Annotated in this window: 25 protein-coding genes and 1 tRNA gene; 13 read left to right on the forward strand and 13 right to left on the reverse strand. The window is 45.6% G+C overall.

All coding sequences use genetic code 11. The features are described from left to right. The first annotated feature begins 5 nt into the window (after positions 1–5). Positions 6–1,289, forward strand: a complete 1,284-nt coding sequence (gene gabT, locus LG272_RS07115; protein WP_404407585.1) for a 4-aminobutyrate--2-oxoglutarate transaminase — start codon at positions 6–8, stop codon at positions 1,287–1,289. 36 nt (positions 1,290–1,325) lie between these two features. Here the strand turns inward: gabT and LG272_RS07120 are convergent, their stop codons facing one another. Both LG272_RS07120 and LG272_RS07125 read right to left on the reverse strand, forming a co-directional pair. Further along, on the reverse strand, positions 1,326–1,949 hold the full coding sequence (locus LG272_RS07120) for an outer membrane protein (protein WP_404407587.1): 624 nt from the start codon (positions 1,947–1,949) through the stop codon (positions 1,326–1,328). Positions 1,950–2,089: 140 nt separating this feature from the next. Then, a complete protein-coding gene (locus LG272_RS07125; protein ID WP_404407589.1) occupies positions 2,090–2,341 on the reverse strand; it encodes a YkoF family thiamine/hydroxymethylpyrimidine-binding protein in 252 nt (83 codons plus the stop codon). A 205-nt stretch (positions 2,342–2,546) separates the two neighbouring features. Between LG272_RS07125 and LG272_RS07130 the strand changes: the two genes are divergently transcribed. After that, on the forward strand, positions 2,547–3,245 hold the full coding sequence (locus LG272_RS07130) for an OmpW family protein (RefSeq protein ID WP_404407591.1): 699 nt from the start codon (positions 2,547–2,549) through the stop codon (positions 3,243–3,245). A 60-nt stretch (positions 3,246–3,305) separates the two neighbouring features. Here the strand turns inward: LG272_RS07130 and LG272_RS07135 are convergent, their stop codons facing one another. Next, positions 3,306–3,518 carry a DUF2798 domain-containing protein gene (locus LG272_RS07135; RefSeq protein ID WP_404407593.1) on the reverse strand — a complete coding sequence of 71 codons (213 nt, stop codon included), beginning with the start codon at positions 3,516–3,518 and terminating at the stop codon, positions 3,306–3,308. 140 nt (positions 3,519–3,658) lie between these two features. Then, the gene (locus LG272_RS07140) at positions 3,659–4,282 is read right to left on the reverse strand and encodes a hypothetical protein (protein ID WP_404407595.1); all 624 of its coding nucleotides are present in this window, start codon (positions 4,280–4,282) and stop codon (positions 3,659–3,661) included. A 203-nt stretch (positions 4,283–4,485) separates the two neighbouring features. Between LG272_RS07140 and LG272_RS07145 the strand changes: the two genes are divergently transcribed. Continuing rightward, positions 4,486–4,878, forward strand: a complete 393-nt coding sequence (locus tag LG272_RS07145) for a thiol-disulfide oxidoreductase DCC family protein (RefSeq protein ID WP_404407597.1) — start codon at positions 4,486–4,488, stop codon at positions 4,876–4,878. 40 nt (positions 4,879–4,918) lie between these two features. On the opposite strand, the gene trxC is transcribed toward LG272_RS07145, so the two are convergent. The 4 genes from trxC to LG272_RS07165 form a co-directional block, all read right to left on the reverse strand. After that, the gene (trxC, locus tag LG272_RS07150; protein WP_404407599.1) at positions 4,919–5,350 is read right to left on the reverse strand and encodes a thioredoxin TrxC; all 432 of its coding nucleotides are present in this window, start codon (positions 5,348–5,350) and stop codon (positions 4,919–4,921) included. A gap of 83 nt (positions 5,351–5,433) precedes the next feature. Next, entirely contained in the window at positions 5,434–5,742 is a 309-nt protein-coding gene (locus LG272_RS07155; protein ID WP_404407601.1) for a type II toxin-antitoxin system RelE/ParE family toxin, read from the reverse strand. Further along, complete coding sequence (locus LG272_RS07160; RefSeq protein WP_404407603.1) at positions 5,732–5,974, reverse strand: type II toxin-antitoxin system ParD family antitoxin; 243 nt, start codon at positions 5,972–5,974, stop codon at positions 5,732–5,734. Before LG272_RS07160 ends, LG272_RS07155 begins: the two co-directional genes overlap by 11 nt. Before the next feature lie 126 nt (positions 5,975–6,100). Continuing rightward, on the reverse strand, positions 6,101–6,310 hold the full coding sequence (locus tag LG272_RS07165; protein WP_126758645.1) for a cold-shock protein: 210 nt from the start codon (positions 6,308–6,310) through the stop codon (positions 6,101–6,103). 446 nt (positions 6,311–6,756) lie between these two features. Here LG272_RS07165 and LG272_RS07170 point away from each other — a divergent pair, with 446 nt between their 5' ends. After that, positions 6,757–8,247 carry a SulP family inorganic anion transporter gene (locus LG272_RS07170; RefSeq protein WP_404407605.1) on the forward strand — a complete coding sequence of 497 codons (1,491 nt, stop codon included), beginning with the start codon at positions 6,757–6,759 and terminating at the stop codon, positions 8,245–8,247. Positions 8,248–8,264: 17 nt separating this feature from the next. After that, a complete protein-coding gene (locus LG272_RS07175) occupies positions 8,265–9,116 on the forward strand; it encodes a universal stress protein (RefSeq protein ID WP_404407607.1) in 852 nt (283 codons plus the stop codon). Between the two features lie 32 nt (positions 9,117–9,148). Here LG272_RS07175 and LG272_RS07180 read toward each other — a convergent pair whose 3' ends face one another. Beyond that, complete coding sequence (locus LG272_RS07180; protein WP_404407609.1) at positions 9,149–9,604, reverse strand: cupin domain-containing protein; 456 nt, start codon at positions 9,602–9,604, stop codon at positions 9,149–9,151. Positions 9,605–9,749: 145 nt separating this feature from the next. On the opposite strand from LG272_RS07180, the gene LG272_RS07185 reads away from it, so the two are divergent. The 5 genes from LG272_RS07185 to LG272_RS07205 all read left to right on the forward strand — a co-directional run bounded on the left by LG272_RS07185 (position 9,750) and on the right by LG272_RS07205 (position 16,326). After that, on the forward strand, positions 9,750–10,175 hold the full coding sequence (locus LG272_RS07185; RefSeq protein ID WP_404407610.1) for a hypothetical protein: 426 nt from the start codon (positions 9,750–9,752) through the stop codon (positions 10,173–10,175). Then, entirely contained in the window at positions 10,175–10,978 is an 804-nt protein-coding gene (locus LG272_RS07190) for an NERD domain-containing protein (protein ID WP_404407612.1), read from the forward strand. The genes LG272_RS07185 and LG272_RS07190 overlap by 1 nt, the downstream gene beginning before the upstream one ends. Before the next feature lie 250 nt (positions 10,979–11,228). Further along, entirely contained in the window at positions 11,229–12,569 is a 1,341-nt protein-coding gene (locus tag LG272_RS07195) for a DUF4041 domain-containing protein (RefSeq protein WP_404407614.1), read from the forward strand. Continuing rightward, positions 12,566–13,810, forward strand: coding sequence for a DUF4041 domain-containing protein (locus LG272_RS07200; RefSeq protein ID WP_404407616.1), 1,245 nt, complete (start codon positions 12,566–12,568; stop codon positions 13,808–13,810). The genes LG272_RS07195 and LG272_RS07200 overlap by 4 nt, the downstream gene beginning before the upstream one ends. Before the next feature lie 341 nt (positions 13,811–14,151). Next, on the forward strand, positions 14,152–16,326 hold the full coding sequence (locus LG272_RS07205; protein ID WP_404407618.1) for an AAA family ATPase: 2,175 nt from the start codon (positions 14,152–14,154) through the stop codon (positions 16,324–16,326). Between the two features lie 192 nt (positions 16,327–16,518). Here the strand turns inward: LG272_RS07205 and LG272_RS07210 are convergent, their stop codons facing one another. Beyond that, on the reverse strand, positions 16,519–16,881 hold the full coding sequence (locus tag LG272_RS07210) for a TonB C-terminal domain-containing protein (RefSeq protein WP_404407620.1): 363 nt from the start codon (positions 16,879–16,881) through the stop codon (positions 16,519–16,521). A gap of 314 nt (positions 16,882–17,195) precedes the next feature. On the opposite strand from LG272_RS07210, the gene LG272_RS07215 reads away from it, so the two are divergent. The 3 genes from LG272_RS07215 (at position 17,196) to LG272_RS07225 (ending at position 19,362) form a co-directional block, all read left to right on the forward strand. Beyond that, positions 17,196–17,453 (forward strand): type II toxin-antitoxin system ParD family antitoxin, encoded by a 258-nt coding sequence (locus tag LG272_RS07215; protein WP_404407622.1) that lies wholly within the window; start codon positions 17,196–17,198, stop codon positions 17,451–17,453. Beyond that, complete coding sequence (locus tag LG272_RS07220) at positions 17,450–17,752, forward strand: type II toxin-antitoxin system RelE/ParE family toxin (protein WP_404407624.1); 303 nt, start codon at positions 17,450–17,452, stop codon at positions 17,750–17,752. Before LG272_RS07215 ends, LG272_RS07220 begins: the two co-directional genes overlap by 4 nt. A 101-nt stretch (positions 17,753–17,853) precedes the next feature. Then, complete coding sequence (locus LG272_RS07225; RefSeq protein ID WP_404407626.1) at positions 17,854–19,362, forward strand: FAD-binding domain-containing protein; 1,509 nt, start codon at positions 17,854–17,856, stop codon at positions 19,360–19,362. 37 nt (positions 19,363–19,399) lie between these two features. Here LG272_RS07225 and LG272_RS07230 read toward each other — a convergent pair. The 3 genes from LG272_RS07230 to LG272_RS07240 all read right to left on the reverse strand — a co-directional run bounded on the left by LG272_RS07230 (position 19,400) and on the right by LG272_RS07240 (position 22,773). Next, a tRNA-Val gene (locus LG272_RS07230) sits at positions 19,400–19,476 on the reverse strand. Between the two features lie 116 nt (positions 19,477–19,592). Continuing rightward, complete coding sequence (locus tag LG272_RS07235; protein WP_126758684.1) at positions 19,593–21,149, reverse strand: AbgT family transporter; 1,557 nt, start codon at positions 21,147–21,149, stop codon at positions 19,593–19,595. Between the two features lie 136 nt (positions 21,150–21,285). Continuing rightward, positions 21,286–22,773, reverse strand: a complete 1,488-nt coding sequence (locus tag LG272_RS07240; protein ID WP_404407629.1) for a class I adenylate-forming enzyme family protein — start codon at positions 22,771–22,773, stop codon at positions 21,286–21,288. Between the last annotated feature and the right edge of the window lie 50 nt (positions 22,774–22,823).

Raw genomic sequence — 22,823 nt, forward strand, 5'->3', positions numbered from 1 at the left:
AAAGAATGACAACGAATAATCAACTGCAACAGCGCAAACAAGCCGTTATCGCTCGCGGCCAAGGCAATGTTTACCCGGTGTATGTGGCGAAAGCGAAGAATGCCGAAGTTTGGGATGTTGAGGGCAAACGCTACATCGATTTAGGAACTGGTATTGCGGTGTGTAACACGGGGCATTCACATCCGGCGGTGGTGGCAGCGGCAACCAAGCAACTGCAAGAGTTTTCGCACACTTGCGTGATGGTTAATCCATACGAAGTAGCAATTGAACTTGCCGAGAAATTAACGACTTTAGCGCCCGGCAATACGCCTAAAAAAGCAGTGTTTGTCAGTACCGGTGCTGAGGCTGTGGAAAACTGCGTGAAAATTGCGCGATCAGCGACAGGACGACGCGGGGTGATTGCATTTACCGGAGGATTTCATGGTCGTACAAATTTGGCGATGGGATTAACCGGTAAAAATGCACCTTATAAATCAGGTTTTGGTCCTTTCCCTGGCGATATTTATCATGTGCCGTTTCCTAACGAAGCGCACGGCGTCACTGTTGCTGAAACACTTGGTTTTTTGAAGCATTTGTTTAAGGCTTCGATAGAACCGTCTGATGTGGCAGCCATTATTGTCGAACCGGTGCAAGGTGAGGGCGGATTTTATATGGCATCGCCTGAGTTTCTGCAGGCATTACGTGCTTTATGCGACGAGCATGGCATGTTGTTGATTCTTGACGAGATACAAACTGGGTTTGGTCGTACAGGGCGGATGTTTTGTGCCGAGTACAGTGACGTTGAAGCTGACCTTATGACTATGGCGAAAGGAATTGCTGGTGGCTTGCCACTGGCTGCGGTAGTTGGAAAAGCTGAAATCATGGATGCGGCGCATCCAGGCGGTTTGGGCGGTACTTATGGTGGTTCACCGGTTGCGTGTGCCGCAGCGCTTGCGGTATTGCAGGTTATTGAAGAAGAGCAATTAGTTTCACGCGCGAGCTGGGTTGGTGAGAAATTTTCTACCGTTTTGCATGAGCTTCAACAGGAATTTCCGTCATTGATTTTAGAAGTGCGTCAAGTGGGTGCGATGATCGCACTTGAATTAGTAGTAGACGGTGATGCAGCGCAACCCAATGCCGCATTAGTGCAGCGGATTATTAGCTTGGCGCCGGAGTACGGGTTGATTCTATTGGCCTGCGGGTACTACGGGAATGTAATTCGATTTTTGCCTGCTCTGACAATTGAAGAACCAATTCTTGATGAAGCGCTTGAGCGTTTTGAGACCTTATTCCGCCACGCCGTGGAGTAAGAGGTGGGGTGCAGTCCTTGGACTGCACCCTTATTTTTACCAATGATATGAAGCAGTTAAGAAAGTATGATTCTCTTCGCTACTAACAATGCTGTAACCAAGACCAACGCTGACATTTGAATTGATGAAGTAACGTCCGGCTACGCTGATTTCCTGACTATCCATGTTGCCGACATCGTAGTGGCGAATACTGGCGTCGACCTCGAGCGAATCGGTAAAGCGGTTACGTACACCAACCTTTAGGTTCCAGCCTGTCTCATCAGCACCGAAATCTCCGAATGTATCGGTTTTGATAACGGCTTCAACCCACGCGAGACCACCAGAAATATAAGCGGTGGTGTTACCCTCGTTATAAAATTTATAACCCACGTTTCCGTACAAGCGCGAAATCTCAGCTTTAGCACGATAAATAATGTCGTCCATTAATGCTTCTTCATAATCTTCAGACGCTGTCATGTAATCAGCGGTAACGAACCAATCGTTTCCAAAAGATTGGCTGAATGAAGCAGTCAAACCGTTGACTGATTCATCCTCATAATCAGCACTTAAATAACCGCCACTGATAAAATCAAAACTCGGCGAAGTTGCTGTTTGAGCAAAAGCCAAGGTTGATGAAGTAGCTAAAGCGATGGCTAACGCGCAATTTGTCCATTTATTCACGAGAAATTCCTTGTTGTAGTTTTGGGGGACTTCAACTGCAGTCTATGTGTGGATATATCTTTTAGGCAATAGATTGATTTGTAAGAGATTGTAAGTTTACAGAAAAGAAGGTGGGGTGCAGTCCTTGGACTGCACGTCTCTTATTCTGGGCGAAGATCGCCGTGCAGGAACTTACATACGAATACGACTTTCCCGTATTTATTGAATGACCATTTAATACACGCCTGTATGGCTTCCATCACGTCATCGAAGTCACCAAAAACTTGGGTGCTGAGTGTATTGGTGATGATGTGAATGTTTGGGTGCTTCGTCAGTTCATCAATAAACTCGCGAATTGGGTCTATGTAATTTTCAGCTAACGGATATTTGCTGATGTCGACAGTCAGTTTCATTTCGCACTTCCTCTTGTTTGGTTCCACTGATTATAGAGAAAAGAAGGGTGCAGTCCTAGGACTGCACCCCTCCTCGTACCACCAAGTAGGTATTGGCTGCTCCAAGAAATACCCCTGATTTTCTTGTGGTTACATTTATTGATCGCGATCAATTTATTTCGACAGTGACCCTATAAAATGTGCGGAAATTACTAAGGAGAGCTGTATGAAAAAGTCATTATTAGTTTGTAGTTTAGTCGCCATTATTGGCGCAGCACCGGCTTACGCAGATACATTCAGCGTGAATGTTGGCGCCATCGGCGTTATGCCAAGTGATAGTAGCTCGAACCTGCCAGTTATTGAATCTATTGCTGGATTTGAAACCGGCAGTACCGGCGTCACGGTTGATAACAACACCCAACTTGGTATCACCATCGACTACAAAATGACGAACAATTGGACGTTAGAATTAGTAGCGGCAACACCATTCAGCCACGAAATTCATGGTACTGGGGTGTTAGCAGGCATGAAGATTGGTGAAACGAAACATTTGCCACCGACATTATTAGCCCAGTATCACTTCGATATCGGCTCAGAAAACGTAAAGCCATTCGTTGGATTCGGCTTGAACTACACCACGTTCTTTGAAGATAACGTATCGAACGAATTGGTTTCGACTCTTGGGGCGCTAGGCGTTGCAACCGCTGACGACCACGTCGATTTGGCACTGTCAGACAGCTTCGGTTACGCGCTACAAGCGGGCTTGAACTGGAAGTTAACAGACGAGTGGGGTGTGCATGTGATGGTATCGAAAATGGATATCGACACCGATGCCGACGTTCGTTTGAACGGCACTACTATTGAAAGCGTAGCCGTTGAAATTGACCCAACTGTGGCGATGGTAGGTGTGCGCTACACCTTCTAAGGCTAACCGCTCGAGTGACGAAAGAGGAGGGGTGCAGTCCAAGGACTGCACCCCTCTTTTTTATAGTTTTTGCGCGATTTTTTCGCTAATAGCGCGAATACGCTGACCGCCGATTAAAACCAATAAGCCAGCAATTGGCCAAGCGATATAAAACGCTGTAAACCAACGACCCCAAAATCCAGAGTCAAAGCCGGTGTTGATCCACGTGATTAAACAGGTCATCAACAACGCCATGTAACAGCTCATTAAGGCTGGGAAAATCAATTTCTTCATCGCAGCTTACCACCGTAATTTAGTAACTACTTAAATACAATGGCGCAGAGTTTATAAGATCTGTAGGTAAAGTCAAAGGTGAATGTGATAGAGGTGAAAAAGCGGCAGAAAGGTGCAGTCCAAGGACTGCACCCGTCTATTTAGCCAGCGTTGGAAACTGGCGTAGGATATTGTTCTACAACTTCGTAGTTAACATTCAGCGTACCAACTTCTTCCATAATTGCGTTAACTGTACGAGGTATGAATTGGCTCGAGTCACCCACGATGCTACGTGCAAGTGTTGCACCGAGCATTTCAGCGCTAAATGCGCCGCTTTTCTTTATAAATGTGGTGTAAATGCTCAATCGATATCCTTCAGTGTAAGGAATCAAGCAAGCAAAGAATGTTGTCTTCTCACCTTGCGCCGCCATACCTGTATTTGCTGCGTTAATAGTTAGAATCGAATTTTTACAGCTTGGACGCTGCGGTAATTCACCAACAAATGCAGCCAAGTTGCCAGTTACTTGCGGGCGAGTTAATTCAAATCTACCCGGTTCAGTTGGCAAAGGGTAAGGAGGTATATCGCGAACTGCTTTTACGCTACTTGTTTGAGACTGAATACCCTTCACAATTGCATTTGAGATAATATCGCCTGGCACATCATGGCCTTTAAGATCATAAATAATATATGACTTTGAAGTTTCTGTGGTTGGGGTAGTAGAGGCGCAGCCAGAAAGGCCGATAATTGCAATTGAAGAAGCAAGTATTAGTTTATAGTTTTTCATTAGAAGTCCATTTTTTTAATTATTGTAAAGAATCCGTAAATATACGGTGACCGAATCATATTGATATAGAGAGATGTAATCAAGTTATTAACAAATCAACTGATTGAAAATTAAACAGTTTGTCATTGATTTATAGAGCGTGATCAAATTCTTCAGCTTCACGTATTGTTATTAACAATCATTTGTAGTCAGTTGGAGTGCTCGTGGCGACACAACTTATTCTTTTTTACGATGGCGGGTGTCCGCTGTGCGTAAAAGAAATGAAGCATTTAAAAGCCAAAGATACACGGCAGCAACTCAAGTTTGAGAATATTTGGGCGGCCGATTTTGCACAGCGTTATCCGCAAATTGATGTAGCGGAAGCCAACCGTATTTTGCATGGGCAAAAAGCAAACGGTGAGATGATTTATGGCCTAGATGTGACGCACGCAGCGTGGTCGGCAGTCGGGCGTGGCTGGATGACGGCGATGTTACGCTGGCCAGTCATCAAATGGTTTGCAGACAAAGGCTATTTGTTCTTTGCCCGCAATCGTAACGGCATTTCGAAGTTAATCACCGGTAAGGAGCGCTGCCTACAGTGCTCTCTTGATGAATAACCAAGGACGAATAACCAATAACGACTAACCAATAACGCTTTTAAAGGTGTTGATTCAGCCACTGCACCAATTGCGCCGGGCCCATCGCTCCGGCTTGGCGCGCAACTTCTTGTCCGTTTTTAACCACCATTAATGTCGGAATACTCCGAATCATAAAGTGCTGAGCCAAATGAGGCTCCGTTTCGGTACTAACCTTCACGAAGCGAGCTTTCTCAGCATATTGCTGCGCAACCTGTTCGAATATCGGTGCGAATTGCTTACATGGCCCGCACCAACTCGCCCAAAAATCCACCACTAATGGTAGATCGCTGTCGCGATGCAAGCGAAACTCATCGGCGTTAACAGCAAACGCTTTTCCAGTAAAAAGAGGCGCTTTACACGCACCGCATTTCGCTTCACTCCTCGGTTTATCGGTAGCGACACGATTCTTCTTGTGGCAAATGGGGCATGCCACGATGATATTGTCAGACATATACTTTCTCTTTAAGAAAACTCTATACCAAGTATATGGGCTCTAACTTGAATTAATTCAAGGAAATAAAATGTAGAAGGTTTTTAACTGGGGAAATAAAGATGAGGATTCATCTGTTGATGCAATATCCGAACGATGACAACGTCAGAACTTAAATTGTCTTTTTTAATGATACGATAGAAGAGAGCGTGGTGGTTGTGATTAAAGCGTCGAACTCCCTCCGATATATCATCGCACTCATATCCAATCATTGGTGAACTCACCAGCAAATCCATGATTTTTTCAAGGTCCAACAAATAGCTTTGTGCGTGCAGCTCTCCAAAGTTTACCAACGTATATTCGTATATCTCAGCGAAATCTTCAGCTGCAAGTGAGGAGAGTTTATAAGCCATGCTTTTGCTTTACTTGATTAGCTATGTCGCGAAGGGATAATTCGCTGATGCCACTAGCTTCGCCTTCAGCAATAGCGTTGCGCAGCATATGAAGTTGGCGCTCTTGTGCTTCAAGCAAACGTAACGCTGATCGTACTACCTCGCTGGTGGAGCCATAGCGACCGGATTCAATGAGCTCGTTAACGAATTCATCAAGTTGAGAACCAATAGTGATACTTGTTGTGCGTGCCATCGTCATACCCAAGAAGGTGTGTGAATAATTAACACAATCATAGCGGGTTATTGAACAGAAGCAAATTCAAGGCATAAAAAAAGGAGCTCAAAAGAGCTCCTCATTATCAAGCAAAACTATCGGCGATTAAACGGCAACGATGTTTTCAGCTTGTGGGCCTTTAGGACCTTGAGTGATCGAAAACGATACACGTTGGCCTTCGGCTAAGGTTTTGAAACCGGTGCTAGCAATTGCGCTAAAGTGAGCAAATACGTCTGCGCCACCTTGTTGCTCAATAAAACCAAAACCTTTTGCTTCGTTAAACCATTTTACAACGCCAGTTACTGTATTAGACATAATATTAATCCTGAAAATTTAAAAATTTGCTGCCATGGCAAATGCCACTGACAGAGTCATGCGGGGTAAAAAAAGGAAATTTAAAGCTACAGGACGAAGAATAATGCTAATAATGCGACGTAGAGGAGATTTAACTTGCTGTTTCTAACCAACGCCGCCCACTCTACGCTGATTCCTAGATAAGTCAAACTATATTTCAAAGTCTGTCTTTTGCGTTTAATCAAACATTTCCGTATAATCCGCCGCTTCTTAAATTGGGTAGTTCTTACATGGGGTAAGAACGAGCACGGAGAAAGTTGGTTTGTTCAACCTTACGCCACCCTAGCGTTCATATTTTCTTTAAACGTTGCGTTTAATCTCTTTAATAAACAAGAGTGTGAACGTGGCGCATTTCTGTATTTCTGTTTTATTTAAAATACCTTTAATCAATAAGCGAAAATAAACTTATGTTCAAAACCATTCAGAACCAGTGGTTTTCGAATATCCGTGGCGATCTGCTCGCGGGTATTGTCGTAGCCCTTGCTCTTATTCCTGAGGCGATAGCCTTCTCGATTATCGCCGGCGTTGATCCGAAAATAGGGCTTTATGCTTCGTTCTGTATTGCCGTGATCATTGCGTTTACTGGTGGTCGTCCTGGCATGATTTCAGCCGCAACCGGCGCAATGGCGTTGTTGATGGTCACCTTAGTGCGCGACCATGGCCTTGAGTATCTATTGGCTGCCACATTATTAACCGGTGTGCTTCAAATTGGAGCAGGGTACTTAAAACTGGGCTCGTTGATGCGGTTTGTTTCGCGCTCGGTGGTGACTGGCTTCGTTAACGCGCTCGCTATTTTGATTTTTATGGCGCAACTACCTGAGCTGACCAACGTAACTTGGCATGTGTACGCCATGACGGCGGCCGGACTTGGTATTATTTACCTATTCCCGTACGTGCCTGTCATCGGCAAGATGTTGCCGTCGCCGTTGGTGTGCATCATCTCGTTAACCGTTGTGGCTATTTTCTGGAACATTGACATTCGTACTGTTGGGGATATGGGCCAGTTACCGGATACCTTGCCAATTTTCCTATGGCCTGATGTACCGCTGAACCTAGAAACCTTAGCCATTATCTTTCCGTACTCTGCTGGTTTGGCTGTGGTTGGTTTGCTCGAATCACTGATGACAGCGACCATCGTTGATGACCTAACCGATACACCAAGTGACAAAAACCGTGAGTGTAAAGGACAGGGTATCGCCAACATCGGTGCTGGTTTGATGGGCGGTATGGCTGGCTGTGCGATGATTGGTCAGTCGGTGATTAACGTGAAATCAGGCGGTCGCACCCGCTTGTCGACGTTAACGGCTGGTATTTTCCTGATGGTCTTGATTCTTGTGCTGGACGAATGGCTCAAACAAATACCGATGGCGGCGCTCGTTGCTGTGATGATCATGGTCTCCATTGGTACCTTTAGTTGGGACTCCATTCGTAACCTTAAGAAACACCCGTTGTCGACCAACATTGTGATGGTCAGCACCGTCGTGGTTGTTGTGGCAACTCACAACTTAGCGATTGGTGTTGGCGTGGGTGTATTACTTGCTGCCATGTTCTTCGCGAACAAAATTGGCCACTTTATGAGTGTGACATCAACCATTGATGAATCAGGCAGCGAACGCCGTTATCAGGTGATCGGTCAGGTATTTTTCTCTTCTGCTGATAAGTTTATTGACTCGTTCGACTTTAAAGAAGCGCTGGATAAGGTCATTATTGACCTCACGAAAGCACATTTTTGGGACATCACTGCGGTAGGAGCGCTTGATAAAGTTGTGCTCAAATTCCGTCGCGAGGGCGCTGAAGTCGAGGTGCAAGGGCTCAACGAAGCCAGCGCGACCATCGTCGACCGTTTTGGTGTTCATGATAAACCCGACGCTGCCGACAGCATTATGGGCGGCCATTAGAATAATAAGGGATGATTATGTCTTACGTAGTTAGCTGTATTGATGGCGCTTCGCGCAACACAGCCGTGTGTGAATATTCCGCCTGGGCGGCGAAGCAATTGGCTGCGCCAGTGATGTTATTACATGTTTTAGATGAGCTAAAAACGCAGGCTGAAACCGAGCTTTCTGGCAATATTGGTTTGGGTACGCGTGAACATTTGCTTGAGCAACTCGCTGAATTGGATGCACAGCGCGCGAAAGTGGCGTTGGAGCACGGTCATGTGTTGTTGCAACTAGCCGATGAAAAGTTAAAGAAGTTGGGTGTGAGCGACGTGACACAGCGTCAGCGCCACGGCGAGCTTGCTGAAAACTTGTTAGCGTTGGAAGGTGATGTGCGTCTTGCAGTGTTAGGTCTGCATGGCGAAGCATCGGCGAATCAACTGCATCAAGTAGGAAGCCAGTTGGAAACCGTGATTCGCACGGTACATCGCCCGCTATTATTAACACCAGATACGTTCAACGAGCCGCGCTCAGCCATGCTCGCTTTCGATGGCAGCAAAACCACCGAGAAGGGCGTTGAAATGCTCGCGCAAAGCCCATTGTTTAAAGGCATGCCGGTGCATGTGGTGATGGTTGACGCTGACACCGCGAACAACTGGGAAAAACTCAAGTGGGCGGAAAAGGCTCTGAGTGAAGGCGGCCACGAGGTTCACGTCGCGCTGCGTGCCGGCGACGTGGAAGCGACCTTGCACCAGTATCAAACCGAACACAACATTGACCTCATGGTCATGGGCGCATTCGGCCACTCGCGCATTCGCCAATTCTTGGTAGGTAGTACCACCATGGCGATGCTGAAAGAGAGCCGCACCCCAACCCTCGTACTTAGGTAAAGGAGGGGTGCAGTCCTTGGACTGCACCCCACTTATTTGACGTTCGTCGCGTCGCTGATATCAACCAAATCCCAAGCGCTAGGGTAACGATAGAGGCGCTTCCCGGCATTCGGGTAATCGCTAACATCAGCTTGTAGCCTGTTGCCAACAACTAAGCACTGTAGCGGTTCGGCGCCAGTCGCATGCATTGAGTGCGGTACGTGATCAATCGGGCAGCCGATAAAGTCGCCGGCGCCAATTGCATGCTGTTCTTGCCCAATGGTCACAATTCCTTCCCCTGAAAGCACGTAAATCGCTTCCTCTTCGAAATGATGAAAGTGATGTTCAGTGGAGTCGTGCCCTGGTTGTATTGTAATTAAATGAATACCGAGCGACTTCATTCCAGTGGCATCGCCGAGTGATTTATTCAGTCGTTGTGCATTCGGATTGAGAAAATGGATTTTATGCTCATCTGGCATCGCGTCGATATCTGACTTCTTCAATAGCATATTTTCGTACCTGCTGAACTGTGAAATTGGTTTGGAACGGAATAATAACTCGAATTTGAAGATACACGACACGTTCTGTCGCTGACATCCTGTATAGTTCTGATGTTGTAAAAATATTAAAAAATAATTAATAAAAAGAGAAGTAATGACCTCATCGTCCATTTGCCAAATTATTCATCAACTCATGCGCTTGCATACACTGCCGTGTGCAGACTCTGCGGCAATGCAGAACCGTCAATCACGATTTGATGCATTACATGCCGAGCTTGATAAACGTGGCTACACAGGATCGCGTCCATCGCGTCAATTACAGCGCATGTGCGTTGAGACCATTAATGCCGCGCTATTTGAGACTGACCCGATGAACACGTGCTGCAAAGAAAACAATTGCCAAGATGAGTATGAGGAAATTGCAGCAAAAGTACTACAGCATATTCAACAGGGTATGGTCATGGAGGCCGCACTTGACCAAGCGCTATGTGCAAGCTTTGGTGACGATATGGTGAATGGGGCACAAATTGAGACAGTGATGTATGCGTTGACCGGCATGTCTGGTGAAGGACAACGGTAATGTTGGATACAATTTTTCAGGCACTTTTTGAGAACGAACAGTTAATGACGAACCTTGGTCTTGTGGCCGTAATGCTGTTGTTGATCACAATTTTCAAAACACCGTGGTTCAAAGGCAAAGTTGGTGAATTTTTAGTGAGCCTTGCCGCTAAGATTCACTTGGATAAAAATACCTACCACATCATTAACGACGTGACATTACCTAGCGGCGAGGGCACGACGCAAATCGATCACATTATCGTTTCGATTTATGGCGTATTTGTTGTTGAAACCAAATTTTTTAGAGGCTGGATATTTGGTTCTGAGAAGGAAAAAATTTGGACGCAAACCATTTATCGAAATAAGTACAAGTTTCAAAATCCCCTGCATCAGAATTACAAACACGTGCAGACCTTGAAACAGCTTTTGCAATTGTCAGACGAACAAATATTCTCATTGGTCGTGTTCACCGGCGATAGTCAATTCAAGTCAGCAATGCCGGAGAATGTTGCTTTTGGCGGGCGATATGTAAATTACATATTGTCTAAAACCACTCAGGTTCTGACTGAAGAGCAAGTAAACAGCATTATTCATGCGATTCAAAACCAAGCATTGATAAAGTCATTTACCACCAATAGAGCCCATAAAAAACACGTACAAGAGCTTCGAACTAAGCAGACGTCACCTGTAACGGATAGCTCAGAGCCTGTTTGCCCAAAATGCGGCTCTAGCATGGTTAAGAGAACGGTAAAACGAGGCGAACATGTAGGGCGACAGTTTTGGGGCTGCTCTGAATTTCCGAAATGCCGCGGGGTGGTGGCGTGAAGGGCTGGTATGAGCGAGGAGCGGACTAAATTACAGTCCACGAGAGCGTCAGCTGCTCGCTGCGGCCGGCCAGTTTAGCGTCACATTTAAAAAGCGCTGAGCGTCGGGCAAGTAGTTACCACCGTAAAATACACAATGTTTGCTAGCCACTTTGAAAGCTCAGATACAGAGCCTAATTTTCAATTTGGCTTAATTTGTAACCATGTTATAACGAACCTTTCCCAATTAATCACAAAAAGGGCAATGTGCGATGGATAGCATAGCAGTGTACCTACCTTTAGGCCTTTTTGCCGTATCGATTATCTTAGCTTTTTACGGTATTTCCAAAAACAAAGAATACCAAACACGCATGAAGTACATTGCGCAACGAGAGTCTATGTTATCGGACGAATCAGTTGACGAGCGCCTCTCCAGACAGTTAAAGCAAAAAGGATATTTTCAGGAGAAACAGCGTGTGGGGCGCGACTACTTGGATAAACTTGAGAAAGCGATTGAACCAACAACCGCGCAACTAAAGCGAATTGAAGTGGGTTTGGTACCTCCTATTTTTCGGTTCGACGACAGTGAAGGTCTAAAAGAGAGCATTCGAAAGTGCCGAAAAGAACAGTTTGAGTGTATTCGCTCAGGTTTAGCAACAGATTCATATACTCGGTGGGAGTGGATGGGAAGTCGCTCAGATGGGAACCGTATGATCAGTGATTATCGAAAATTGTTACTCGATGCTTTTAATGCTGAGTTTGAGGTTATCCGGCGACAAATGCGGGCGGCCACGTTTGATAAAGCCTTGGAGAAGCTAGAACGGTTAGTTGATCAGCTTTCCAAGCTTGGTGAGACAGCGGGGGTTCAAATATCGCGGCGTTATGCATTGCTTAAAGAAGATGAACTTAAGTGTTGGCATACAGAGCTTGACCATCGCGAAGAGCTCAAGCAGGAGCGTAAGCGGCAGAGAGAGTTATTGCGTTCTCAGCAAAGTTCGGGGGACGATTCTGAAGAGTTGTCAGAAGAGATTGCATCACGGGATATTGAGTTACTTAAAGCGCAGAAGAAGGCTGAGCAGCTGGCAGGAGCTGAGCGGGCGCGATTAGAGCGGATGATTGAAGATATCAAGGCGGAGAAAGCGCGGTTAGAAGAAAAGCAGACTCGGGCGATGTCACAAGCGCAGATTACGCGAGCCGGTTATATTTATGTCATCTCGAATAACGGCAGTTTTGGTGAAGGTGTGGTTAAGATTGGTATGACTCGGCGCTTAGAGCCAATGGATAGGGTGCGAGAACTTGGTGATGCATCAGTGCCGTTCAGATTTGATGTCCATGCGCTGTTTTTTGTTGAAGATGCTCCAACATTAGAAAATACACTACATAATGTCTTTAATGATCGACGGGTGAACACGCAGAACTTCCGTAAAGAATTTTTCCGTGTGTCACCGGAAGAGGTGCGATCGGCCCTAGAAGAAAAGGGAATTGGTACGGACTGGTACCTGACAGCAGAGGCTAAGGAGTACCATGAGTCGGAGTTAATGCGAAACGCTATGAAACAGGCAAAGCGTGCACGTAAAGAGCGTGAAGACTCAGCTCTACCGGAAGCAATATGATGACAGGACTAATTATTTGGGGGATCACCATACTGGCCTTTAGTGTAAGTGCCTATTTTGCAGTTAAAGCTCGTCGTCGGGCAGCATCGGTCGCGGCAGATTATGAGCGGCTGTCTGCGGTTTTTTCCGAGGTTGAAAAAGGTCAGGCTGAGCTTGATGAGGTTGAGCAGGAGTACAGAGATTTACAAACACAGTATGCCCGTCAAAAACAAGAGTTAGAGTCAAACCGCCGAGTTATAGCGCAATATGAAATTGGCGCAGGCACGGTTGATGACTCGCTAATACAAATAACGCATAGCACGGACGATATTGATGACTTACAGATTCAGCTATCAAGTGTGAAAGACTCAATAAAAGCGATGGTGAAGGCCAAGCGTGCGTGTGCTTGTTATATGGGGGATGACATAACCATTAATGGTCGTAAGGCCGGTGTTAAGACGCTTTTCAATCGTGAAATACGGCTGCGTCTCAGATGTTTTGATAATGAGGTGAAATCAGCCATTGCGTTGGCTAATTGGAATAATATTGGACGACTAAATGAGCGAGTTAGACGAGTGTTCAAAGAGATTAATGACCGAGGGCAATTGGTTAAAACATTCATAGATAAAAAATATCTAGAGCTTAGCCTTAAAGAGCTTAATTTGAGTTTCGAAATATCCGAGCTGAAGACTTTGAAAAAGGAAGAAGAGCGCGAAGAACGTCTTTTAGAGGGTGAAGCTGAGAGAGAAGAGCAAAGGATAAAGGAGGCAGCTGAGAAAGCGAGAAAAGACAGAGAACGCATGGAGATGCTTGTCGAAAGAGAGTTGGCTAAGTTAGATGAAATGACCGAGGCACAACGCCAAGAGCTGGAAATGCATAAGAGGGAGCTTGAGGAGCTTAAAAGTCGCGAACAAAGAGCTGTGTCGATGGCGCAGCAGACCAGAGCTGGTTTTGTTTATGTTATCTCGAACGTTAATTCATTTGGTGAGGGGGTTGTGAAGATCGGAATGACACGCCGTGCCGACCCGAATGAGCGAGTCCGTGAGTTGGGTGATGCATCAGTACCGGATACTTTCGATGTACATGGTTTCTTCTACTGTGAGGATGCACCAAGACTAGAGTCAGACATTCACAAAACATTTGATGATAAGCGCTTAAACCTTATCAATAAGCGAAAGGAGTTTTTCTTTATCGATGTCGACGATGCGATAAAGAAAATCGAGACACATGAGATTGAAACAACACCAGTAGTGGTCGGTTAAGCTCTGTTGAATTCGGTAAATCGATACTTAGTGAATAATCAAGGTCCGTTATGAGCGAATTGCCGACCTTCACAAGGCCGACTGCTTAACTTCAATACATCTCCAAAGCAGACATTCAATCACATGCTTACCCTCCGTTAGAAAATAAGGTTATGATGTGTTTACTGAATAAGAAGCGACTCAAATCATTACGCTGCTGGATTATGCGTAAGCTCTCTTCTATTCGTTTAAGAATGCTTCAGTGAGAGAATGTTTGATAGAGCAATTATAAATGTGGTTAAGCCATAACTCAGGTTGTTTTTGGGGTTTAAACTCCAAAGGTAGATTAGAGGGAACTAATAATGATTGAAGTCATAAAAATTCAAGGAGTAGCCAGTTATTCTGCTGCTACTCCTCAGCTAATAGATGGCTTAAAAAGAATAAACTGCTTTTATGGGTTGAACGGGTCCGGTAAGTCTACGATTGCCAAGTACCTTCAGGCACCTTCCGAACTAGATTATTCCTCTTGTTCAATCAAGCCAGACCTTAGAGAACGCGTCTTTGTATACAACCAAAAATTTATCAAAGATAACTTTTGGGATAGTAAAGATCAGCCCGGTGTTTTTACAGTCAATGAGGGTAACGTTGAGGCGGAAAAAGCAATTGAGACTGCAGAGTCAAAAATTGAAGAGATAAAGGGGTTGCAACTTGAATTGCAAGAAAAGGCTGATCGATTAAAAAAACAAAAGCTCCAAGAGCAAACAGATCTAGAGAATCAAGTTTGGTCAGAGAAAGAAAAGTTCGTGAAAACCCCATTAGAGTTTTGTTTGGAAGGGAAACTAAGAAAAAACTTGTTTTTAGAGGCGGTTAAAAAAGCGGACATAGCTAACGACGAAGTTACACTGGAGAGCCTGAAGGAACAGGCTAAGGAACTTGAAAAGCCTGATATTAAACCGAAGACAACTGTTCCTACTGTCGGCTTTGATGGCAATTCGATTGAACTTGATACGATTAGCTCTGAAGTAATAGTGGGGTCATCGAGTTCTTATCTATCTGCATTGATTGATAGAGTTGGACATTCTGATTGGGTTAGTGAGGGACTTGTTCACTACGAAAATTCAGAGGGTGTTTGTCCATTTTGTCAGGAGACACCAAGTGAATCTTTTGAAGCAAATCTGAAGTCCTTGTTTGATGAAACATATAAGCAGAAATGCATTAATATTGAATCAAACAGAAAGAGCTATCAAGAAGCTGTAAATTCTATTCAATCAGTCCTCTCAACTGAAGCATTTAATGATGAGTACGTAATTGAAAGCGTTGAATTCGCTAACGCAAAATCAAAACTATTAGAAGTTTACCTAAACAATCTTGCTCTCCTGAGAGAAAAAGAGGCAAAGCCAAGTAAGGAGGTTACACTTGTTAGCTCTGATGGATATCTAGCCGAACTAAATCGCTCTATCGATGCAATAAACGAGAAAATTCACGCATTCAATGCCCGCATCTCCAGTAAGCCTCAAATCAGAGCAACAATAAAGAAACATTTTTGGCAGATTCATAAACGAACTTATAGTGCAGCGATAGATTTAGTCGATGACAGACTTAAAAGCTTAGATGAAGAGCTTGAGGAGCTTAGGAAGCAATATAGAGAGAAATCAGAAGCTATTGCAGAACAACAAACCGTTATTGCTGAACAACGAAAAAAAACCTCTAATATAGAAACAGCAATTCAGAACATAAGGAATAAGCTCATCAGCGTTGGAGTTGATGATTTTCATATTGAAAAAGTTGATGATGCTGAAGCTAGATACAGGATAGTTAGAAAAAGCGGAGCATCCCTCAATGTATACGAGACGCTAAGTGAAGGTGAGAAGACCCTCGTAACCTTTTTATACTTTTTGGAGGTGTGTAAGGGGCTACTTAAGCCAGATTCACATTTGGGGGTAGCGGATAAAATAGTTGTAATTGATGATCCTGTATCTAGCTTATCGCATAATTTTGTCTACGAAATAGCAACGCTTTTCCAAAAAGATATTGTTAAAAAAGCGTACCAGCAAGTTTTCTTACTGACTCACAACCTGTTTTTCTTTCATGAGGTTATGAATCAATCTGGACTCAAGAATGATGAATTTGCCCAACAATATAGCTTGTATAGAGTACGCAAGGGTGAGGTTAGCAACATCGTACCCATTAAAAGAAACGATATTCGTAACGAATATGATGGCTATTGGCAAATAATCCGAGACGCTAAAGCTGATATGGTTTGTAGCCCAACTCTTCCTAACGCGATGCGGAATGTGCTCGAACACTTCTTTTCGTTTGTTCATAAAAAAGACAAGCTGTCAGAAGTTTTAGGTAACTTGGGAGATGAGCACATCAACTTTAGACCGTTGCTCAGATACATCAGCAGAGAGTCGCATTCAGATATGGTGAACTTAACAGATTTTGGAGACATTGATACCGGCAGGTTTTTGGAAATATTCCGGCAGGTTTTTGTCCGAACTGAGTATGAAGACCATTACAAGAGTATGATGAAATAAAAATGTATTAGGAGGCATAGTTTGGAGCCTCCCCTTTTAGTTACAGACACTTGAAAAAGACTTCGGCTACGCTCTGAACAGTTAAAAAATCGGGCATGAAACGTCCGCTCTAAGTCGACAGCGAACGCGTGGTTGAATAATCACCATCGTCTGGAATTGGCACATAGCAGTCATGCTCTAGATTCTTTATAACTAGTTATCGACGATATAAACAATTGTCACATCCTCTTGAAAATCCCCTGAATTTTCTGGTTGAGGTAAAGGTGATGCGGCAATGATAGCTTTCATTACTAAATTACCAAGGGTACCAGATGAGCACTTTAACACTCTCAATTCTCGGATGTATCCAGAACGGTCTTGCTTGATCGAGACTCGGCAACTTTCGCCGTTACTCACTTGTGGTGTTTCTGGTAAATTCGTCTTTACGGCCGACATTAACTCCGTCGTGTAGCGTTCTAGAGGCCCCTGTTTCATTTCTTGGCTTTCGGTGGCTTGAATATCATTCCCAAAGAAAATTAGCAGTATTAAGCAACTGGATCTTAAAACTTTATTCATATTAACTGACCTTGAGCGAGAGTAAGTGAAGGGCACTGGGATGGGCAAATAAAACCGCACAATTCTCAATGACCAAGATAACTCATACTAGTGAGTCTCATACAAATCAATAAGTTTTCTGAGAAAGCGACGTAGTTACAAGACTAGTCTCAGATCTCTTACAAATTAATAAACTTGTACAAAATGTCTTTTGATTCTAGTTTGCTACTTCGTTTTCAATTGACAAGAAATACTCGGTTGCGCATTACAGTTGGACAGACTCCAAAATCGTGAGTATGATTTTATCATACTCTTTTTAGTTGAGAGGTTTTCCTATGAGCATGCAACGAAAAACCATTACATTGACCGAACAGCAGGATGCTTGGGTGAAAACACAAATTAAAAGTGGTCACTTTGGAAATGACAGCGAATATATTCGTGAGTTAATTCGTCGTGATCAACAGTCACAAGAACAATTAGAGCGTCTTCGAATGGCACTAATTGCTGGTGAAGAGAGTGGTGAAGCTAAGGCTCTCGACCTTGATGCTATTAAGCGTAAAGCGCAAGAGCGCTTGAACGCACACACAAAATGATCGGTATTTCGTTAAGACCACAGGCGGAAAGTGATCTCGTTCAAATTTGGCAGTTTACCGCAGAATTATTTGGTGAAACCCAAGCGAATGATTATCTTGATCATTTAGCAAATGGCATTGAGCAGTTAAGCGAACATCCATTACTTGGAACAAATTGCGACCATATAATCCCTGGGTATCGTCGATTGGTTCTCGGAAAGCATTCTGTGTTTTATACATCCAATGCAAGCCAAATTACCATTGTTCGTGTTTTGCATCAGGATATGGATGTGCGAAACCATTTTCAAGAAGAACGATAACGCATAGTAAAGTGGTTGCAGCGTGTGAGATTAGCTATTGGTGATCTGTTCATCTTTTCCCCACGTTTTAGCACTTAGGTATTTCACTCTAAGTGCTTTTCATGAATCTCCAAGTTGTCTGGTTTAAACGCGATTTACGTACAGTTGATCACCAAGCTTTGGCTGCAGCAAGCAAGACAGGGCCTGTGCTGTGCGTTTATGTAGTTGAACCGGACTACTGGCAATTACCAGATACCAGTAATCGACAATGGCAATTTGTGCGCGAATCGTTGATTGACTTGCAAGAGCAGCTTCAGCGCCTTGGCGGTGTCTTGTGGATAACACAGGGAAACGTGGTCGAAACGCTGACAAGATTAAAGCAGCGGTTTGGGACATTCACGTTACATAGCCATGAAGAGCAGGGCAACTCGTGGACGTTTGAGCGTGATAAGGCGGTAAAACGCTGGTGTCGTTCAAACGGTGTTGTATGGCATGAATATGCTCAGTTTGGTGTAGTGCGACCGGTAAAACAACGTGAAGGTTCGTTTCACGAGCACTGGTTTGCGCATATGTCGCAGCCACAGGCTGAATTGTCTCGTGAAATTAATTTCGTCAATTTCGATGAGCCATCAATCAACTTACCTGTAGATGTCACGCAAGATGAATATCCGTGCCTAAAACGCCAAAGCGGCGGACGTACGCAAGCCTTGGCGACTTTAACGAGCTTTCTAACCCGCCGAAGTGAACGCTATCGTGGTTCAATCAGCTCACCACTTACCGCGCCATCTGCCTGCTCACGGTTGAGCCCTTATTTGGCGTACGGCTGTATTAGCCTGAAAGAATTATTTCAGCAAACTGATGCGGCACAAGAGTGCACTGTGAACAGTTACTGGCTACGAAGTTTGAACGATTTTGCCAAGCGATTGTGGTGGCACTGTTATTTTACTCAGCGCTTTGAAAGCTATTGCTACATGGAAAACCGACCGTTAGTTCCGCAAATGGCGCAGCTAGAACCCGTATTTGACGCCGTAAAGTTTGAAGCATGGAAACACGGACGTACCGGTTGGCCAATGGTTGATGCCTGTATGCGCTATTTGCATCACCACGGCTGGATTAACTTTCGTATGCGGGCCATGTTGGTTTCGGCAGCAACGTATTCACTGGGTTTACCCTGGCAACCTGTCGCCAAATGGCTCGCGCAACTGTTTGTCGATTACGAACCTGGCATTCACTATCCGCAAGTACAAATGCAAAGCGGGCAGGCGAGTAACTCCATTCTTAGAATTTATAACCCGGTGATGCAGGCGCAGCGGCTAGATCCAGATGGTGTGTTCGTAAAGCGCTGGATACCTGAGTTGCAGAACGTAGAGGGCGCATGGTTATTCGAGCCATGGCAGATGCCCAATAAACTGAAGCAACAAGCTGGTTGGCACGATGATTTTTACTATCCTGCGCCGTTAGTCGATTTCGAACAATCCCATCGCCAAATCAAAGCTGCTATTGCGGAACTTCGAAGTCGCTATAACTTACAGCCCGCCAAAGGCTTCAATGAGCGCCGCCGTCAGCCGGCCTCACGAAAAAAACGCCGCACAAAGTCGCAGTTAGATGACAACCAATTAAGTTTGTTTTAAATCGATTGTTTGCGAATACTCAGAAACTTTAGGAAGATGGTGCGTCCGAGTAGACTCGAACTACCGACCCCTACCATGTCAAGGTAGTGCTCTAACCAACTGAGCTACGGACGCACATTGTATTGCTGACGTTCACGAATGCGAACGGGCGCTATATTAGTCATTCCAATGCGGCGGTGCAAGTGCTTTTTGCGCCGCCGCGGTTCAATTGAATAACTTTCAACCAGCCGCTAGAACCCAAGCGGAATGCCGAAGCTGAAGAACGCCACGAGTAATGCCGTCCATACCACCATAAATGCCAGCGAATATGGCAACATCATCGCAATCATCTCGCCAAAGGTTAACTGTGGATTATATTTGCGCATAAACGCAAGAATAATGCCGGCGTAGCTCATCATTGGCGTAATGATATTCGTGGATGAATCAGCAACACGGAAGGCCGCGGCAACGAGGTCTGGCGTCATTTCGTTATTCACGAGATACAACATCGGAATAAAAATGGGGCCAAGCAACATCCACTTCGACGTTAAACCACCCACAAAAATGTTGATAATGGCGGTCACAATGATAAAGCCAATCAGCAGTAACACTGGGAAGCTTTGTAGGCCGAGGTTTGTCAGTAATGTCGCACCTAAGTAGGTGATATACGCGCCTAAGCCACTGTGGCTCAGTACCCCTAAAAAGTTATAACAGAAAAACGTGAGTACCAGAATGTAGCCCATGGTATCCATCTGTTTGACCATGGCTTTTACCACGTCTTGCATGGACTTAAAGCGACCGCTGGCAACACCAAATGCAACACCCACCGCCAAAAATACGAAGGTTATAAGCAGAATCACATTGTTTAAATAGGGGGTGACTGTTGCGCCTTGTTCATTTTCGTACGGCGCAAGGGGGCCAACAGCTAGGCCGTAAATAGCAATTAACGCCACCACCAGTGCAATGCCAGCAGCGCGTAAACCACGTTTCTCTTCTTTGGTAACGTTAAAATCGTCGAGCTTGAGCTCTTCTGGAATGGTGTACGGCTTTTGCTCAAGGCGCGGTTGCACAAACTTTAGAGTGACCCATGCGCCAACACCACCAAGGATGAATGTTGAAGCCAAAATGAAATAGTAGTTCATGGTGGCAGGGGTTAAGGCCTCACCGCCTGCGTTGACGAATGGAATACCTTGCGCTTCGGCGAATACTTTGGCGTTTACGCCGATAATCACGTCAATTGGTGTCGCTGGAATGAGGTTGGCACTGAAGCCTGCTGATACACCTGCAAAGGCCGCGGCCATGCCAATGAGCGGATTTTTGCCGAGGCCGGCGTATAAAAGGCCGGCGAGTGGAATTAGGATGAGATAACCGGCATCGGTGGCAATGGAGCTCATAATACCGATGAAAACTAAAAATAGTGGCAGCCAGTTAAGCGGCAGTCCGCGTGAAACTTTTTTCAAGATGGCAGCGAATAATCCGGAATGTTCAGCAACGCCAACGCCGAGCATGACAATTAAGATGACGCCAAGTACGCCGCCGCCAAAGCCAAGCCAGTTTGCCAGTAGCGCATTGTCGAACAACCAAATCACGTTTTCTGTGGCCAGCATGTTCCGAATTTCGTACTCGATGGGTTGCCCGTCACCACCGTAGGTTGTGAAGGTTAGGCCACCGATGGCCCAGGTAAGTAGAAGGGCACCAGCGAGAAAATAAATGAAAATGATAACGGGGTCTGGGATCCGTTTGCCGGCACGTTCAACAAACGCGATGAAGCCACCGTTTTCGGAGGCTGGAGTTTGGTTGGATGACACGGGTACTTCCTAATTAATTGTTGGTTATTGGTTAGGGTTTGGCTGATGGTATTAAAGTTTGTTGGTGGTGTCGAGGGTTGGCGGCGACTTGGGCCGATTCGTAGCACTCGGCATTCCTTTGCCGAGTGCATTCTGGTTAGCGTAGTTGGTGTTTGAGCACTTTCCCGTTAGCGTTGTGGGGGAGTTCATCCATGAAGGCGTACACACGCGGTCGTTTGTAGTCGGCGAGTCGCTCGGCAACGTGGGTGCGCAGTTCGGCTTCATCGATGGTTTCGCGAAGCACCACGCAGGCTTTCACGGTTTCGCCCCATTCATCATGCGGTACCCCAATTACGGCCGCTTCAAGCACCGCGGGGTGGCTCGCTAAAGCATCTTCCACTTCACGTGGATAGACGTTCACGCCGCCGCTAATGATGAGATCTTTAATGCGGTCTTTCACCCAGTAAAAGCCATCGGCGTCGCGTACGCCAATGTCGCCGGTGCGAATCCAGCCATCGTCGGTAAATATCTCACGGGTTGCTTGTTCATTGCGCCAGTATTCGCGCATGACACCTTCGCCGCCAATGTGAATTTCGCCAGCTTCGTCAATGTCGGCTATTTTGCCACTCGCATTGACCACACGTATTTCCGTGAACGCCGCAGCGCGCTGACCGACGGAACCCGCTTTGCCGGCATGTTCGTTTGGTAGCAATAAACTGCCTGTTGGGCCCGCTTCGGTTAAGCCGTAAACGCAGTAGAACTGGTCGCTACGGAAGGCTTGCTGCACCCGGCGTGCATGATCACCGGCAAGTGGGCCACCGCCGTAAATCCAATGGCTCATGCTGCTGAAATCAGCGTGGGCTATTTCAGGGTGCTGTGCGGTGAGCAAATACGCAACTGGCGCGCCGAAAAAGTGTGTGGTGCGCTCTTTTTGTACGAGCCCAAGTAGGAGATCGGGAGTGAAAGTTGGGGCAATCACATGAGTACTGCCAACCAAGGTGCCGCCAACCAACGACAGATTCAGGGGAGCAGAATGAGTGAATGGCATTAGCGACAACAACCGGCTCTGTGGACCGTAGTGCATTTCAGTGGCAAACATCATGCCCACGAATAATAGGGCTTTGTGGTCGAACAACACACCTTTGGGGAGGCCTGTCGTACCGGAGGTGTAAAGTAAGGTTGCTGATTCGGTAATCGCTTGCTCGTTGAGCGTTTCGAACTGACGTCCGCTACTATTTTCTGCGGCGTGTGCTGGCATGTCGTTGATGACAAGGCTTGGTAACTTACTTACGCCGCAGGCTTTGAGTGCTTGGTCGCTGGTTAAATCGCAGGTGATGACCAAACTGGCTTCAGCGTTCTCAAAAATATAGGCTAACTCGGTAGCGGTAAGTTTCACGTTAATAGGGGCAACGATGGCGCCCAGACGTTGTATGGCGAAATGCGCTACGATAAATGCGTAATTGTTCGGCAGCACGAGGCAAACGCGGTCGCCGGCTTTAATATTGTGGTCACAGGCGAGATGCTCGGCGAATTGGTTGACGTGTTGATCGAGTTGCTGCCAGGTGGCACGCAAGCTGCCGTCGATAACGGCTTCTTGGTTGGGGTACTTGCGCGCGTTGCGGGCGACGTATGCTGGGATGATCATGTTGGGCTCCTTGTTTTTATTTTTTTCAGTCGGCGATAACGGCGCTTTGC

The organism is Pseudidiomarina marina (assembly GCF_044807045.1).
Classification (GTDB): domain Bacteria; phylum Pseudomonadota; class Gammaproteobacteria; order Enterobacterales; family Alteromonadaceae; genus Pseudidiomarina; species Pseudidiomarina marina.